We start from the raw sequence: 13,267 nt of genomic DNA on the forward strand, positions 1-13,267 counted from the left end.
CTCTACCCGCAGGTGACGCACCTCGACTTCACCGGGCCTCACCAGGTGCTGGTCCGCACGCCGGAGGCGGAGGTCATCGTGGCCTCGCTGGGCGGGCGCGACATCGCGGCGGAGGGGCTCGTCTTCGCCGGGCTCGCCGACCTCGCGAAGGTGGAGCGCTGCGACGTGCTCTGCGTGCCGGGCGGCGTTGGCTGCGCCGAAGCTATGCTCGACGAGGTGTTCATAGCAGAGATCCGCCGGCTCGGCGCCGGCGCCCGCTACCTGACCTCGGTCTGCACGGGCTCGCTGATCCTGGCCGCGGCGGGCTTCCTCGCCGGCCGGCGCGCCGCCTGCCACTGGGCCTGGCGTGAGCTGCTCACCCCGTTTGGCGCGATCGTCAGCGAGGCGCGGGTGGAGCGCGACGGCAACGTGATCACCGGCGGCGGGGTGACCGCCGGGATCGACTTCGCCTTCACGCTCCTGGCCGAGCTCGCCGGTCCCGACTACGCCCAGGCGGTCCAGCTCGGCCTGGAATACGATCCGCATCCCCCGTTCCGGGCGGGCAGCCCGAAGAGCGCGTCCCCGGAGGTGTTGGCGGCCGTCCAGGCGCGGATGGCGCCGCTCGCCCGGGCGCGGATGGGGGCCGCCGCCGAGGCCGCACGTCGCCTGCAGCCGGCTTGAGGAGCAGGGTCTGCCAGGCTGCGTCGATGCCGGCGTCATCGTTGCGGGCCCGCCTGGACGGGGCGTTCAGGCTCGCTTAGCAGCCGGTCGCGCCAAGGCTTGCGCCTTTGGGCCTCCTTGGGTTGGGGACTGAACCCGGCGCGGATAGGCTGGTTCCGGTGAATCCAGACCTCGGGAAGGGACGACGTGTCGGGCATGGCGCCGGTCTACGTGGTGACGGACATAGAAGCCGACGGGCCGCGGCCGGGCGAGCACTCGATGCTCTCCTTCGCCTCGGTGGCGGTCACCGCCTCAGGCGAGACGCGGGGCGTGTTCGAGGCGGTGCTCGAGCCGCTGCCCGGCGCCGTCCGCGACCCGGACACCTACGCCTGGTTCCAGACCCAGCCGGAAGCCTGGGCGGCCGCAACCGCCGATCCGCGGCCGCCGGCCGACGTCATGGCGCAGTTCGTGGCCTTCGTCCGCGGTCTCGGCGCCCCGGCGCTGTTCGCGGCCTTCCCGGTCGCCTTCGACGGCATGTGGATCGACGCCTACCTGAAGCGCTTCACGCCGCACGCGCTGATCGAGGGGCATTACGCGGCGCAGCCGCTGTTCGCCGGTCCGGGACTGTGCCTGAAATCCTTCGCCGCGGCGGTCACCGGCCAGGACTTCGCCGAGTGCGATCCCAAGACCTTGCCGGCGGATTGGCTCGGCCATCACGAGCACACTCACAAGGCGATCGACGATGCGCGCGGCTACGCCCACCTGCTCGGTGTGCTAATGGCCCTCGCCGGCCGCGAGCCGGGTCGCAAGAGACACGAGGATAGCCGCCGCTCCCCGCGGGCTTGACATGCAACTAAATGGTTGCATATTACGAGCCATGGACGACGACGCGGTCTTTGCAGCCTTGGCGGATCCCACCCGCCGCGCGTTGCTCGACCGGCTTCGCGAGACCAGCGGACAGGCCCTGTCCGAGCTTTGCGACGGGCTGCAGATGACGCGGCAGGCGGTGGCCAAGCACCTGGGCGTCCTGGAGGCGGCCAATCTGGTCGCCGTCCGCCGCCAGGGCCGCGAGAAGCTGCACTTCCTCAACCCCGTCCCGATCCAGGGCATCGCTGAGCGCTGGATCGCCAAGTTCCAGGAACGCCAGCTGGCGGCGCTGTCCGCGCTCAAGGCGGCGCTCGAAACTGATCCCCCTCAGAAGAGGAGGCCATGATGGCCGAAAGCACCTTTCTCTACGTCACCTTCATCCGCGCCACGCCGGAGGCGCTGTGGCGGGCGCTCACCGACACCGACTTCATCCCGCAGTGGTGGATGGGCGTGCGCGCCGAGACCGACTGGACGGTCGGCGGCGCCTGGAAGCTGGTGTTCCCGGACGGCCGCGTCGCCGACACCGGCGAGGTCCTGGAGTTCGAGCCCCCCAAGCGGCTCGCCATCAAGTGGCGCAACGAGTTCCGGCCGGAGCTCAAGGAAGAGGGCTGGTCGCACTGCCTGTTCGAGCTGGAGCCGCAGGGCGAAGCCGTGAAACTCACCGTCACCCATTCGGCGCCGCGCGCCGGCTCGAAGCTGATCGAGGCGGTGTCCGGCGGCTGGCCGCAGATCCTCTCCAACCTCAAGAGCCTGATCGAGACCGGCAAGGCGCTCGTCCCGCAGCGGACGGCCGAGCCGGCGGACGCCTAGTTCCGAACCCCTGCTCCGTCGAGGAGGCGGGAGAGGGAATTCGCTGTAAGCTCTCACGCCGCATCCAGGCCGATGTCGAGCACGTTGGCGGAGTGGGTGAGGGCGCCCACGCTGATCACGTCGACGCCGGTCTCGGCGATGGCGCGGACCGTCTCGAGCGTGACGCCTCCGGAGGCTTCCAGCACCACGCGCCCGCCGGCGCGCCGCACCGCCTCACGGAGATCCACCAGACTGAAATTGTCGAGCATGATGACGTCCGGCGCCTCGCCCAGCGCCTCGTCGAGCTGACCCAGGCTGTCGACCTCGACCTCCACCTTCATCAGGTGTCCGGCGAAGGCCTTGGCGCGACGCACGGCTTCGGCGACCCCGCCGCAGGCGGCGACGTGGTTGTCCTTGATCAGGATGGCGTCATCGAGCCCGAAGCGGTGGTTCACGCCGCCGCCGCAGCGCACCGCGTATTTCTCCAGCGCCCGCAGGCCCGGAGTCGTCTTGCGCGTATCGACGATCCGCGCCTGCGTTCCGGCGACCGCGGCCACGTAGTCGCGGGTCAGGGTCGCGATCCCGGAGAGCCGACTCATCAGGTTGAGGGCGGTGCGTTCCGCCGCCAGCAGAGCCCGCGCATTCGCCTCGACGCGGGCGAGCGCCGTTCCGGGGGACGCCGGCTCGCCATCGGCGACGATCGCCTCGAAGCCGGCGCTTGGGTCGAGTTCGGCGATCGCCAGCCGGGCGCAGGCGCCGCCGCAGACCACGCCCGCCGTGCGCGTGGCGAACACCGCCGAGAGCCTGGCGTCCGGGGCGATGCACGCCTGGCCGGTGACATCGCCGGCGCGGCCGAGGTCCTCCGCCAGCGCCGCCTTGACCACCGGCGCGATCAGCAGATCGGGGAGGGCTCCGATCATTCGGCCGCGAAGCGAAGCGCGCGCGCGCCGTCGAGGTCCGCCAGCCGCACCAGCGTCCGCGACGCCGGCCTGGCCGCCGGCGCGTCGGTGCGGAAGTGGGCGCCGCGGCTTTCCTCGCGCGCCAGGGCGCAGGCGGCGGTCAGGCGCGCCGCGACCAGCGCCGGCGCGCGACCGAGCGTCGCTTCGAGCCTCTCGATCTCGGCCAGCAGGCGCATCAGCCCGGCCGCATCGCGCACCACGCCGGCGTCGCGGCTCATGCCCGCGCGCAGCGCCGCTAACGCGGCCTCCGACGTCCCGGGCGCGGCCCGGGCGGACAGCGGCGCGGTCGCCGGATCGGCTTGCGCCGCAGCAGCTCGGCCCGTCCGGGTCCCGAACACGGCGGCTTCCAGCAGCGAGTTGGAGGCGAGCCGGTTCGCGCCGTGCACGCCCGTCGAGGCGCACTCGCCCGCCGCGTAGAGGCCGGGCAGGGACGTGAGGCCCTCCGCGTCGGTGACGATCCCGCCCATGTGGTAGTGGCAGGCGGGCGCGACCGGGATCGGCTGGACGCGGGGATCGATGCCGCCTGACAGGCAGGCGGCGAACACGCCGGGGAATTCCTCGGGGAAGTGGCCGCCCACGGCCTCCGTCGCATCCAGGAAGGCGCCGCGCCCCGCCTCCCGCTCGGCGTGGATCGCGCGCGCCACCACGTCGCGCGGCGCGAGCTCGGCGTCCGGATGATAGCGGGCCATGAACCTCTCGCCCGTCGCGTTGACCAGCACCGCGCCTTCGCCGCGCAGCGCCTCGGTGGCGAGCGGCGCCGGATCGCGGCCGATGTCGATGGCGGTCGGGTGGAACTGCACGAACTCGGGGTCGCCGATCACCGCGCCGGCCAAGGCGGCGAGGCCCAGTCCTTCGCCCGTCAGCTCGGCGGGCGTGGTGGTGACCGCATAGAGGCCGCCGATCCCGCCGGTGGCGAGCACCGTGGCCGGGGCGACAATCTCGGTCAGCCGCCCTGCGATCTCGACGATCACGCCCCGCACGCGGCCGTCAGTGTCCTGCAGGATCCCGCGCAGCTTCGCGCCCACCCGGACCTGGATGTGCGGCGCGGCGAGCGCGGCGACGCTCACCGCCTGCATGATCGCCCCGCCGGCCTGGTCGCCCTTGACGCGGGCGACGCGCGGCCTCGAGTGGGCGGCCTCCAGGCTCTGGGCGAATTCGCCGCCCGGACGGCGGTCGAAGGGTGCGCCGAGCGCGGCCAGGGCGCGGACGGCGGCCGGGCCTTCCTCGGCGAGCAGCTGCGCCATCGCCGGATCCACCAGGCCGGCGCCGGCCGCGACCGTGTCCGCGGCGTGCAGCGCCGGGGCGTCGTCCGCCGCCAGCGCCGCGGCCATGCCGCCCTGGGCCCAGGCCGACGAGCAGCCATGGTTGAGCGTCGCGCCGGTGAGCAGCAGGACCTTGCGCGGCGCGGCGGCCAGCGCCGCGGAGAGCCCCGCCAGGCCCGCGCCGACGACCAGCACGCCGTCATGCCGCAGCCGCTCCATCTACGTCGCCCCGTTCCGGAGCTTCGAAGGATCGGGCCCAAACCTTCCGTAGCCTTGGCGAAGGAGGGCCACTAGATCAGCTCCACGTCGACGTGGTGGCGGGCCTTGATCAGATCGTAGCGCGCGGGCTTCGCCGGGGGCGGCAGGTCGACCATCCGCTGGACCGCGAGCCGCGCACGCTCGGAGATCGCCGGATCCACCGTCACCTCGTGCCGGCCGTGCAGCAGGGCGTCGTAGATGTTCTCCAGCGTGATCCGCTTCATGTGCGGGCAGAGATTGCAGGGCCGCACGAACTCGGTCTCGTGCGCGTCGGCCGCGACGTTGTCGGCCATCGAGCATTCGGTGATCAGCACGACGCGCTTGGGCCGGCGCCTCAGGACGTAGTCGTTCATCGCCGCGGTCGAGCCGGCGAAATCGGCGACTTCCAGCACCTCGGCGGGGCATTCCGGATGGGCCAGGACCTCGGCGTCCGGATAAGCGGCCTTCAGCTCGACGATGTCGGCCGCGGTGAACCGTTCGTGGACCTCGCAGCGGCCCTTCCAGGCGATGATGCCGACGTCGGTCTGCCGCGCCACGTTGCGGGCCAGGAACTCGTCGGGGATCAGGATCACCCGCTCGACTCCCCACTGGCGGGCGGCCGCCTCGACCACCTGCACGGCGTTGGCGCTGGTGCAGCAGATGTCGGTCTCGGCCTTCACCTCGGCCGAGGTGTTCACGTAGGTGACCACCGGCAGACCCGGGTAGCGCTGCTTGATAAGCCGCACGTCGGCGGCGGTGATCGAGCTCGCCAGCGAGCAGCCGGCGCGCAGGTCGGGGATGAGCACGGTCTTCTCCGGCGAGAGCACTTTCGACGTCTCGGCCATGAAGTGCACGCCCGCCTGGACGATCACCTTGGCCTGCGACTTCGCCGCCTCCTTCGCCAGGCCCAGGCTGTCGCCCACGTAGTCGCCGACGCCGTGGAAGATCTCCGGTGTCATGTAGTTGTGGGCCAGGATGACGGCGTCCTTCTCGCGCTTCAGCCGGTTGATCTCGGCGATCAGCGGCGCCTGGCCGCGCCATTCCATCGGCGTGATGTGGCGTTTCACCTTCTCCCACGCCGGCGCGGTCGCCGCCTGGACCTCGGGCGTGAAGGCGAATTGGAACCCGTCGGCGGCCATGCGAACCTCCCTTATGCTCAAATTGAGCATTTCTACGGGCCGAATAAACGCCAGGCCAGCTGACCTGGCGTCAAGTTTTGCTCAATCGGAGCATAACCTGATGCACCATATAGCCGCAGCCGAGGCCAATGCAAGTCACTGCCGTTCGCGGAGCGGTGTTCGGTCGCGTTTGCGCATCCGGGGCCGGGGCCTATATGGCGAGCCCGTACGGCGCATCAGGGGGAATGTTCCTTGTTTTCGCCGGTTTTGGCGGGGCATGTGGCTCGCCGAAGCCGGAACGAGAGGGGGCCGTCAACAACTCGTGAGCTACTTTCGTTGGATCGCAACCGGCCCGCTCGGGCGCGGGGCCGCCGTGAGCGGCGCGCTGCTGGCGCTCGGCGCCGGCGCGGCTTCACCCACGGCGGCGCAGAAGCCCGATATGGTTCGCCTGAGCTCGGCCCGGCTTTCCATCCTTGAGCTCCAGAAGCTTGCTGCGGGCGTCGATCCGACCAGCCTCGGGCTCGGCCAGGCGGGGCCGATCAACGGCATCCCAGCGTCCGGTCCCCTGCAGGCGACCGGCGAGGCCGCGATCGCGCTCAATGCGCAGCGGCCGTTCGCAGACGAGCCGATCGAGCCGATGCGGCCTTTCGTGCTGAAGGCCGATGGCCCTGATTGGGCGCGCGCCGTCCGCTGCCTGGCGCAGGCGGTCTATTACGAAGCGGGCCGCGAACCGGTGCAGGGCGAGGAGGCCGTCGCCCAGGTGGTGCTGAACCGACTGCGCCATCCGGCCTATCCGAAGTCGGTCTGCGGGGTCGTCTACGAGGGCGCGGCGCGCTCCACCGGCTGCCAGTTCACCTTCACGTGCGATGGCTCCCTGCGATATGCGCCCGATCCCGAGCTCTGGAGCCGCGCGGTGGGCGTGGCCAGGAAGGCGCTCTCCGGCTTCGTCGACAAGGCGGTGGGCTCAGCCACGCACTATCACGCCGACTACGTCGCTCCCTACTGGGCGCCGACGCTGGTCAAGATGACCCAGGTGGGCCAGCAGATCTTCTACCGCTGGACCGGCAGTTGGGGCGAGCCGGGCGCCTTCACCGGCCGCTACGCTGGCCACGAGGCCGAACTCACCGCAGCCATCCTGAACCGCGACGGACCCGAGCCTGCGCCGCCGCCGCGGGAGGTGACGCTCGCCGCTGGCGGCGAGCCGCGCACCTACAAGGTGGCCGATGTCGGGCCCAGAGGCGCGCCGGCCGCGCCGGGGGTGCTGGTCGCCGCGCGCCGCCAGCCGACCCGCGACGAGGTCGCCAGGATCAACGCCCGCCTGGCGTCGCTGGAAGCCGGGATGGACGCTCCTGGCGTCGCGGCCGCCGCTCGCCCGGCCGCCGCCCAGGTCGCCGCCGCCGGAGCCCAGACGCTCGCCGCCGAGTAGGCTCAGGCGCCGAAGGCGTCCGGATAGGCCACCGACAGCGGCCGGTCGAAGGCGCCTTCGCCCAGCGCCAGCGCCATGAACGCCGGCCGCCCGCGCCAGGGGCTTGCGACCTGCGCCGCCGTCGCCGCCGAGAAGCCGAAGCGGCCGTAATAGGCGGGATCTCCCAGCACCAGCACGCCGAACGCGCCGAACTGCGGCGCGCTCTCCAGGCCGGCCCGCACCAGCGCCGCGCCCAGCCCCTTCCGCTGATGCTTCGGCCGCACCGCCAGCGGGGCGAGCGCCGCATAGAGTTCGTCGCGATCGGCCCAAAGCCGGCTGAACATGATGTGACCGGCGATCTCGCCGGCTTCTTCGGCCACCAGTTCGAACATGGCGTCCTCGTTGGCCCTGAGGCCCTCGACGAGGCGCGCCTCCGCCGGACGGCCGAAGGCCTGCTCGACGAGCTGCGAGATGGCGGCATGATCGCGGGCGGCGGCGTAGCGGATCATGACCGCGAGCCTAGACCTTGGGTCGGCGTCGGGCGAGGCTCAGCTCTTGCTGGCGGGCAGGGCGCGCCGCTTGGCTCGCTCGCGGGCGGTCTCGTCGTGCTGCTCGTTGCGCTTGGCCTCGGCTGCGAGCCTGCGCCAGCCCTGAGCGATGGTCTCATAGACCTGCTTCTCGGCCGGGTTTCCGACCCGGGCCGCCATCCGCAGCACGGCGTCCGCCTGCGCCATATACCGATCGCTGTCGCGCATGCCTGCTCTCGGGGCGGTCAACCCCTGAGGGAAGCCGGAAGTTGCGCCGGCCGGAACCCGATCGCGAAATCACCAGACCCCGATCTTCTCGGCCTCGGCGTGGCTGATCGGATGATGCGCCTTGCGGTGGTCCTCCTCGGCCAGGAACCGCACCGCCTCGAGCGCCGCCATGCAGCCCATGCCCGCCGCCGTGACCGCCTGCCGATAGAGGTCGTCGGTGACGTCGCCAGCCGCATAGACCCCCGCCACCGCCGTCGAGGCGCTGCCCGGCTTCACCTTCAGATAGCCGCTCGCGTCCATCTCCAGCTGGCCCGTGAACAGCTGCGAGGCGGGCGCGTGGCCGATGGCCACGAACACCCCGTCGCAGGCGATCTCCCGCGTCGCGCCGCCCGCCACGTCCTTCAGGCGCACGCCGGTGACGCCCATCGGGTCCTCGCGGCCCAGCACCTCGTCGACGACCGCATTCCAGACCACCTCGATCTTCGGGTGGGCGAACAGGCGTTCCTGCAGGATCTTCTCGGCGCGGAATTCGTCGCGACGGTGCACGACCGTGACCTTGGAGGCGAAGTTGGTGAGGAACAGGGCCTCTTCCACCGCCGTGTTGCCGCCGCCCACCACCACCACCTGCTTGCCGCGGTAGAAAAAGCCGTCGCAGGTGGCGCAGGCCGACACGCCGAACCCCTGGAACCGCTGCTCCGAGGCGATCCCCAGCCACTTCGCCTGCGCGCCGGTGGCGATGATCAGCGTCTCGGCGAGCCACACCTGGCCGGAGTCGCAGGTGAGCCGGAACGGCCGCTGCGAGAGGTCGGCTTCGAGCACGATGTCGGTCACCACCTCGGTCCCCACATGCTCGGCCTGCGCCTGCAGCTGCTCCATCAGCCACGGGCCCTGGATCACCTCGGCGAAGCCCGGATAGTTCTCGACGTCGGTGGTGATGGTGAGCTGGCCGCCCGGCTGGATGCCCTGGATCAGCACCGGCTTCAGCAACGCGCGGGCCGCGTAGATGGCGGCGGTGTAGCCTGCCGGCCCCGATCCGATGATCAGGCAGCGAACGGGGCGGGGGTCGGAACGATCTTCGGCCATTTCCGTAATGTAGGCGCGATTCTGGAGCGGTGCGATGGACCAGCCGATGAAGAACATGGGCCTGTGGGCCGGCGTCGGAGCGGCGCTCGGCGTCGGCGTGGCGTTGGGTCTGGGCATGCGCGTCCTGGCGCTGGGCGCGCTGGCGGGCCTGGGAGCCGGCGCCGCGCTCGGCGTCGCGGCGGGCCTGAAGGGCCGCGGCGCGCGCCGGCCGGCGCTGACCGACGGCGCCTCGGAGTTCGCCCTGCACTAGCGGCGCACGGCAAAAGGGCCGCCCCGGAGAGCGGCCCTCTCTGTCTGTCTCTCGCCGAGACGTCAGACGAAGTTGGTCGAGTCGATGTCGGCCAGGCTCTTGCCGACCAGCACCACGGCGTCGCCGAGGGTGTTGTCGGCGTTGCTGTCCACGAACACCAGCACGTCGGAGCCGACCTGGATCGCCACCACATCGTGCGCGCCCGAGCCGATCTCGGCCGCGGCGCTGGTCTGGGCGCTCTGCGCGTCGGTGGCGGTGATCGTCTCGGTATAGGTGGACGCCGTCACCGCGGCGCCGGCGAAGTGCAGCTTGTCGCCGCTCTGCCAGTCGTTGATCACGTCCCACAGGCCGCCGGTCGGCGTGGTGTCGCCCTGGGCGAAGACGAACTCGTCGTTGCCGCCGCCGCCGGTGATGATGTCGCGGCCCTGGCCGGCGGTGATGGTGTCGTCGCCGACGCCGCCGGTGATGGTGTCGGCCGCGCTCGTGCCCACGATCATGTCGTTGCCGGCGCCGCCGTCGATCGAGACGGAGGTCGCCGAGCTCGAGCCGTCGATGGTGTCGTCGCCGTCGCCGCCCAGCATGGTCCCGCCGCCGGCGAAGGAGATCTGATCGTTGCCCGCGCCGCCATCGAGGTGGTCGATGCCCCCGGCGGTGGTGATGGTGTCGGCGCCGTCGTCACCGCTGACGGTAATGTTGGCCGCGCCCGTGGCGATGTCGTCGTCGCCTGCGCCGCCGGTCACCAGGCCCGTGCCCGCGACATTGATCTCGTCGTTGCCGGCGCCGCCGTCGACGGTCGCCGAGGCCGTCGTGCTCGTGCCGGTGATGAGGTCGTTGCCGTCGCCGCCGGAGATGACGCCGCCGCCCTGGTAGGTGAGCTGGTCGTCGCCCGCGCCGCCATCGAGGCTGTCGGTTCCGCCGGTTCCGCCGTTCAGGACGTCGTTGCCGTCCTGGCCCTGCAGCGTGTCGCTCCCGGCGCCGCCCATGAGGGTGTCGTCGCCGAGGTTGCCCAGCATGAAGGCGTTGGTCGCCGCGCTGGCGTCGATGCTGTCGTTGCCTTGGCCGCCGAGCAGCAGGTCGCTCGTGCCCGCGGCGATGATGGTGTCGTCGCCCAGGTTGCCCTGCGCGAAGTTCGTGCCGGAGCCCACGTCGATGGTGTCGCCGCCCTGGCCGCCGAAGATCACGTCGCTGCCCGCCCCGCCGTTCAGGCTGTCGGCGCCCTGGTTGCCCTGCAGCAGGTCGTTGTCGTCGAGTCCGCTCAGCGTGTCGTCGCCCGTCCCGCCGTACAGGCCGTCGGCCGCCGCCGTCCCGGACTGGATGTCGTCGCCGGTCGTGCCGATGAACAGCATCGAGCCGGTCTGCATGAAATCGGTGTCCACCAGGCCGCGGATCGCGCCCGCGCCGCCCGCGTCGGGGAACGTCTGGCTCAGGCCGAAGGCGCTGATGGTGATCGTCGCCGGGGTCGTGGTCGTGAACGGGTTGAAGATGACCGTGACCTCAGACGCGCTGCCGACCTGGAAGAACAGCCGATCGCTGCTCGTGAAGATCGCCGCCTGGTCGGCAGTCAGCGTATCCCAGAAGAAGTTCGACACAGATCAATCCCCACTCTGACGACGAGTGCGGATGATGACCCATGGAGGTTGCGAAATCCTTGCGCCGCAACGGCGAGGCGCGGCGCGCCCCGAAACCCGGAGCCCGCCGAGACCCGATTAGCGCCGGATGGGGCCGCTCAGGCCCACTCCACCTTGGTGATCTCGTAGGCCTTCACGCCGCCCGGGGTGTTCACCTCCACGACGTCGCCCGTCTCCTTGCCGATCATGGCCCGCGCCAGCGGCGAGCTGATCGAGACGCGGCCCTGTTTCACGTCGGCCTCGTGCTCGCCGACGATCTGGTAGCGGGCTTCCTCGTCGGTGTCCTCGTCGACGAGCGACACCGTGGCCCCGAACTTCACCTGCGCGCCGGAGAGCTTGGAGACGTCGATCACCTGGGCGCGCGCCATCTTGTCCTCGATCTCGGCGATGCGGCCCTCGATCCAGCCCTGCCGCTCCTTGGCGGCATGGTACTCGGCGTTCTCCGACAGGTCGCCGTGCGTCCGGGCCTCGGCGATCTGCGCGATCACCGCCGGTCGCTCCACCGTCTTCAAACGCTTCAGCTCTTCGTCGAGGGCCCTGTAGCCCTCGGCGGTCATCGGCACTTTTTCCATTGAGGTGATGACTCGGGTATCGCCCTGGTGGTCCACAAACGTCCGGCCGCGGGCGCAGGCGTCCGGGGGCGGCGAAGATAGAATTGTGCGCCGCAAAACTCAAGGGATCGTGCGCGGGACGCCGTCAATAATTCAGTGCGCCAGCGCACCCGCCTCAGGAATGCGGGCGCGGGGGCAGGGGCAGGGGACCCGGTTCCGGCGGCTTCACCTGGGCCACGTTGAGGGTCATCGAGACCAGGTCGTAGTAGCCCAGCACCCCGATCAGATCGACCACGCCCTGCTCGCCCAGCGCCGCCTTGGCGCGTGCGAACACCGCCTCGCTCACCCGCTTGTCGCGCCGCAGCTCGGTCGCGAAGTCGAACACGGCGGCCTCGTCCTCGGCCATGGCCGCCGGGCGCTTGCCCGCCGCGATGTCCGCCGCGACGGCGGGGTCCAGCCCCGCCCGCAGCGCGAGCGGATAGTGGGCGTGCCACTCGAACTCCGCGTCCCACGCCCGGGCGGTGATCAGGATCGCGAGCTCATTCAGCCGCTTCGGGACGCTCGAGCGGAAGCGGAGATATTCGCCCAGCCGCTGGGCCCTGTCGGCCAGCTCCGGGCTGCGCAGCCAGGCGTTGAAGGGCCCCCGCAGGCCGCCGCGCGGCCCCGCCGCGATCGCCTCGGCCGCCTGCCGCTGCGCCGGGCTCATCGCCTCGGGCGCAAGCGCCGGAAACCGCGCCTGCGCGCCGTCGCCGGCCGCTCGCCGGGTCATCGCACGGACAGCCCGCCGTCGATCACCAGCTCCGCGCCGGTCACGTAGCGGCTCTCCTCGCAGGCCAGCCACAGGACGCCGTTGGCGATGTCCAGCGGATAGCCCTTGACGCCAAGCGGCACGGCCATCTGGCTCATGGCGTCGAGGTCCGGCGGCGCGTTGGTCCCGGCCCCGCCCCCCTGCGGCATCACCGTCAGCCAGATCGGCGTCTCGATGATCCCCGGGTGGACGGAGTTCACCCGCACCCCGTCCTTGGCGTTGGCGCACTCCATCGCGACGGCCTTGGTGAACAGCCGAACCGCGCCCTTGGTCGCGCAGTAGGCCGCCAGCGACGGCGAGCCCTTCAGGCCGGCCACCGAGCTCATGTTGATGACGCTGCCGCCGCCGCCTTGGCGCATCAGCGGGATCGCGTGCTTCACGCCCAGGAACACGCCCTCGACGTTGACCGCCTGCTGGCGTTTGAAATCGGCCAGGCTCATTTCGAAGATCGACCCGCCCAGGCCGATGCCGGCGTTGTTGACCAGGATGTCGAGCCGGCCTTCCTTGCCGCGGAGGTCGGCGATGACCTCCTGCCAGGCGGCCTCGTCAGTGACGTCGTGGTGCAGGTAACGCGCTTTGCCTCCGGCCTTGGCGATGGCCTGCACGGTCTCCTCGCCCTTGAGGTCCTGCAGGTCGGTGATGACGACGGCTGCGCCTTCCTCGGCTAGCCGCTCGGCGCAGCCGCGGCCGATGCCGCTCGCGCCGCCGGTGACCAGCGCCACCTTGCCATCCACCCGACCAGCCATGGCTCATCCTCCCTGCGCTCTCGCCAAGGCCTAGCGCAGGGCGGCAGGGCTCGCCAGCGCGACCCGACGTCAATCGCAGCGAGCCGCGTAGGAGGTCGGGAGACGCGTAGGAGGTCGGGAGAGTCACAAAAATCCCCCGTGCGGGCACAGGTCCCGGCGAACGCCCCCCA

16 protein-coding genes are annotated in these 13,267 nt (G+C 71.3%); 6 read left to right on the forward strand and 10 right to left on the reverse strand.

Features of this window, described 5'->3' with window-relative positions:
* The 4 genes from Q0W60_RS09580 to Q0W60_RS09595 form a co-directional block, all read left to right on the forward strand.
* Nucleotides 1-660, forward strand: a 660-nt coding sequence (locus Q0W60_RS09580) for a DJ-1/PfpI family protein (protein ID WP_297694940.1), incomplete at its 5' end; no start/stop codon positions are given.
* A gap of 186 nt (nt 661-846) precedes the next feature.
* Entirely contained in the window at nt 847-1,485 is a 639-nt protein-coding gene (locus Q0W60_RS09585) for a hypothetical protein (protein WP_297694942.1), read from the forward strand.
* A gap of 31 nt (nt 1,486-1,516) precedes the next feature.
* Nucleotides 1,517-1,852 (forward strand): metalloregulator ArsR/SmtB family transcription factor, encoded by a 336-nt coding sequence (locus Q0W60_RS09590; protein WP_297694944.1) that lies wholly within the window; start codon nt 1,517-1,519, stop codon nt 1,850-1,852.
* The gene (locus Q0W60_RS09595) at nt 1,852-2,316 is read left to right on the forward strand and encodes an SRPBCC family protein (RefSeq protein WP_297694946.1); all 465 of its coding nucleotides are present in this window, start codon (nt 1,852-1,854) and stop codon (nt 2,314-2,316) included. The genes Q0W60_RS09590 and Q0W60_RS09595 overlap by 1 nt, the downstream gene beginning before the upstream one ends.
* Nucleotides 2,317-2,369: 53 nt before the next feature.
* Here the strand turns inward: Q0W60_RS09595 and nadC are convergent, their stop codons facing one another.
* From nadC to nadA, 3 genes are all read right to left on the reverse strand, one after another.
* Complete coding sequence (gene nadC, locus Q0W60_RS09600; protein WP_297694948.1) at nt 2,370-3,215, reverse strand: carboxylating nicotinate-nucleotide diphosphorylase; 846 nt, start codon at nt 3,213-3,215, stop codon at nt 2,370-2,372.
* Entirely contained in the window at nt 3,212-4,735 is a 1,524-nt protein-coding gene (locus Q0W60_RS09605; protein WP_297694950.1) for an L-aspartate oxidase, read from the reverse strand. The genes nadC and Q0W60_RS09605 overlap by 4 nt, the downstream gene beginning before the upstream one ends.
* A 71-nt stretch (nt 4,736-4,806) precedes the next feature.
* Complete coding sequence (nadA, locus tag Q0W60_RS09610; RefSeq protein WP_297694952.1) at nt 4,807-5,922, reverse strand: quinolinate synthase NadA; 1,116 nt, start codon at nt 5,920-5,922, stop codon at nt 4,807-4,809.
* A 271-nt stretch (nt 5,923-6,193) separates the two neighbouring features.
* On the opposite strand from nadA, the gene Q0W60_RS09615 reads away from it, so the two are divergent.
* A complete protein-coding gene (locus Q0W60_RS09615; protein ID WP_297694954.1) occupies nt 6,194-7,297 on the forward strand; it encodes a cell wall hydrolase in 1,104 nt (367 codons plus the stop codon).
* A gap of 2 nt (nt 7,298-7,299) precedes the next feature.
* On the opposite strand, the gene Q0W60_RS09620 is transcribed toward Q0W60_RS09615, so the two are convergent.
* From Q0W60_RS09620 to trxB, 3 genes are all read right to left on the reverse strand, one after another.
* Complete coding sequence (locus tag Q0W60_RS09620) at nt 7,300-7,785, reverse strand: N-acetyltransferase (RefSeq protein ID WP_297694956.1); 486 nt, start codon at nt 7,783-7,785, stop codon at nt 7,300-7,302.
* Between the two features lie 39 nt (nt 7,786-7,824).
* Nucleotides 7,825-8,031, reverse strand: a complete 207-nt coding sequence (locus tag Q0W60_RS09625) for a hypothetical protein (RefSeq protein ID WP_297694957.1) — start codon at nt 8,029-8,031, stop codon at nt 7,825-7,827.
* Between the two features lie 69 nt (nt 8,032-8,100).
* Nucleotides 8,101-9,114 carry a thioredoxin-disulfide reductase gene (trxB, locus tag Q0W60_RS09630; protein WP_297694959.1) on the reverse strand — a complete coding sequence of 338 codons (1,014 nt, stop codon included), beginning with the start codon at nt 9,112-9,114 and terminating at the stop codon, nt 8,101-8,103.
* A 34-nt stretch (nt 9,115-9,148) separates the two neighbouring features.
* On the opposite strand from trxB, the gene Q0W60_RS09635 reads away from it, so the two are divergent.
* Complete coding sequence (locus Q0W60_RS09635; RefSeq protein ID WP_297694961.1) at nt 9,149-9,364, forward strand: hypothetical protein; 216 nt, start codon at nt 9,149-9,151, stop codon at nt 9,362-9,364.
* Nucleotides 9,365-9,426: 62 nt separating this feature from the next.
* Here the strand turns inward: Q0W60_RS09635 and Q0W60_RS09640 are convergent, their stop codons facing one another.
* The 4 genes from Q0W60_RS09640 to Q0W60_RS09655 all read right to left on the reverse strand — a co-directional run bounded on the left by Q0W60_RS09640 (nt 9,427) and on the right by Q0W60_RS09655 (nt 13,097).
* Nucleotides 9,427-10,953, reverse strand: a complete 1,527-nt coding sequence (locus Q0W60_RS09640) for a calcium-binding protein (RefSeq protein ID WP_297694963.1) — start codon at nt 10,951-10,953, stop codon at nt 9,427-9,429.
* Nucleotides 10,954-11,090: 137 nt separating this feature from the next.
* Entirely contained in the window at nt 11,091-11,564 is a 474-nt protein-coding gene (gene greA / locus Q0W60_RS09645) for a transcription elongation factor GreA (protein WP_297694965.1), read from the reverse strand.
* A 154-nt stretch (nt 11,565-11,718) separates the two neighbouring features.
* Nucleotides 11,719-12,312 (reverse strand): carboxymuconolactone decarboxylase family protein, encoded by a 594-nt coding sequence (locus tag Q0W60_RS09650; RefSeq protein ID WP_297694967.1) that lies wholly within the window; start codon nt 12,310-12,312, stop codon nt 11,719-11,721.
* Nucleotides 12,309-13,097 (reverse strand): glucose 1-dehydrogenase, encoded by a 789-nt coding sequence (locus Q0W60_RS09655; protein WP_297694969.1) that lies wholly within the window; start codon nt 13,095-13,097, stop codon nt 12,309-12,311. Before Q0W60_RS09655 ends, Q0W60_RS09650 begins: the two co-directional genes overlap by 4 nt.
* Nucleotides 13,098-13,267: the final 170 nt, after the last annotated feature.

The organism is Phenylobacterium sp. (assembly GCF_025934275.1).
Classification (GTDB): Bacteria; Pseudomonadota; Alphaproteobacteria; order Caulobacterales; family Caulobacteraceae; genus Phenylobacterium.

What these genes read in the sequence shown, in the direction of transcription:
- Q0W60_RS09655 (WP_297694969.1), bottom strand. Translation starts at nt 13,097, where the DNA reads ATGGCTGGTCGGGTGGATGGCAAGGTGGCGCTGGTCACCGGCGGCGCG.
- Q0W60_RS09635 (WP_297694961.1), top strand. Translation starts at nt 9,149, where the DNA reads ATGGACCAGCCGATGAAGAACATGGGCCTGTGGGCCGGCGTCGGAGCG.
- Q0W60_RS09620 (WP_297694956.1), bottom strand. Translation starts at nt 7,785, where the DNA reads ATGATCCGCTACGCCGCCGCCCGCGATCATGCCGCCATCTCGCAGCTC.
- Q0W60_RS09595 (WP_297694946.1), top strand. Translation starts at nt 1,852, where the DNA reads ATGGCCGAAAGCACCTTTCTCTACGTCACCTTCATCCGCGCCACGCCG.
- greA (WP_297694965.1), bottom strand. Translation starts at nt 11,564, where the DNA reads ATGGAAAAAGTGCCGATGACCGCCGAGGGCTACAGGGCCCTCGACGAA.
- nadA (WP_297694952.1), bottom strand. Translation starts at nt 5,922, where the DNA reads ATGCTCAATTTGAGCATAAGGGAGGTTCGCATGGCCGCCGACGGGTTC.
- Q0W60_RS09605 (WP_297694950.1), bottom strand. Translation starts at nt 4,735, where the DNA reads ATGGAGCGGCTGCGGCATGACGGCGTGCTGGTCGTCGGCGCGGGCCTG.
- Q0W60_RS09625 (WP_297694957.1), bottom strand. Translation starts at nt 8,031, where the DNA reads ATGCGCGACAGCGATCGGTATATGGCGCAGGCGGACGCCGTGCTGCGG.
- Q0W60_RS09590 (WP_297694944.1), top strand. Translation starts at nt 1,517, where the DNA reads ATGGACGACGACGCGGTCTTTGCAGCCTTGGCGGATCCCACCCGCCGC.
- trxB (WP_297694959.1), bottom strand. Translation starts at nt 9,114, where the DNA reads ATGGCCGAAGATCGTTCCGACCCCCGCCCCGTTCGCTGCCTGATCATC.
- Q0W60_RS09650 (WP_297694967.1), bottom strand. Translation starts at nt 12,312, where the DNA reads ATGACCCGGCGAGCGGCCGGCGACGGCGCGCAGGCGCGGTTTCCGGCG.
- nadC (WP_297694948.1), bottom strand. Translation starts at nt 3,215, where the DNA reads ATGATCGGAGCCCTCCCCGATCTGCTGATCGCGCCGGTGGTCAAGGCG.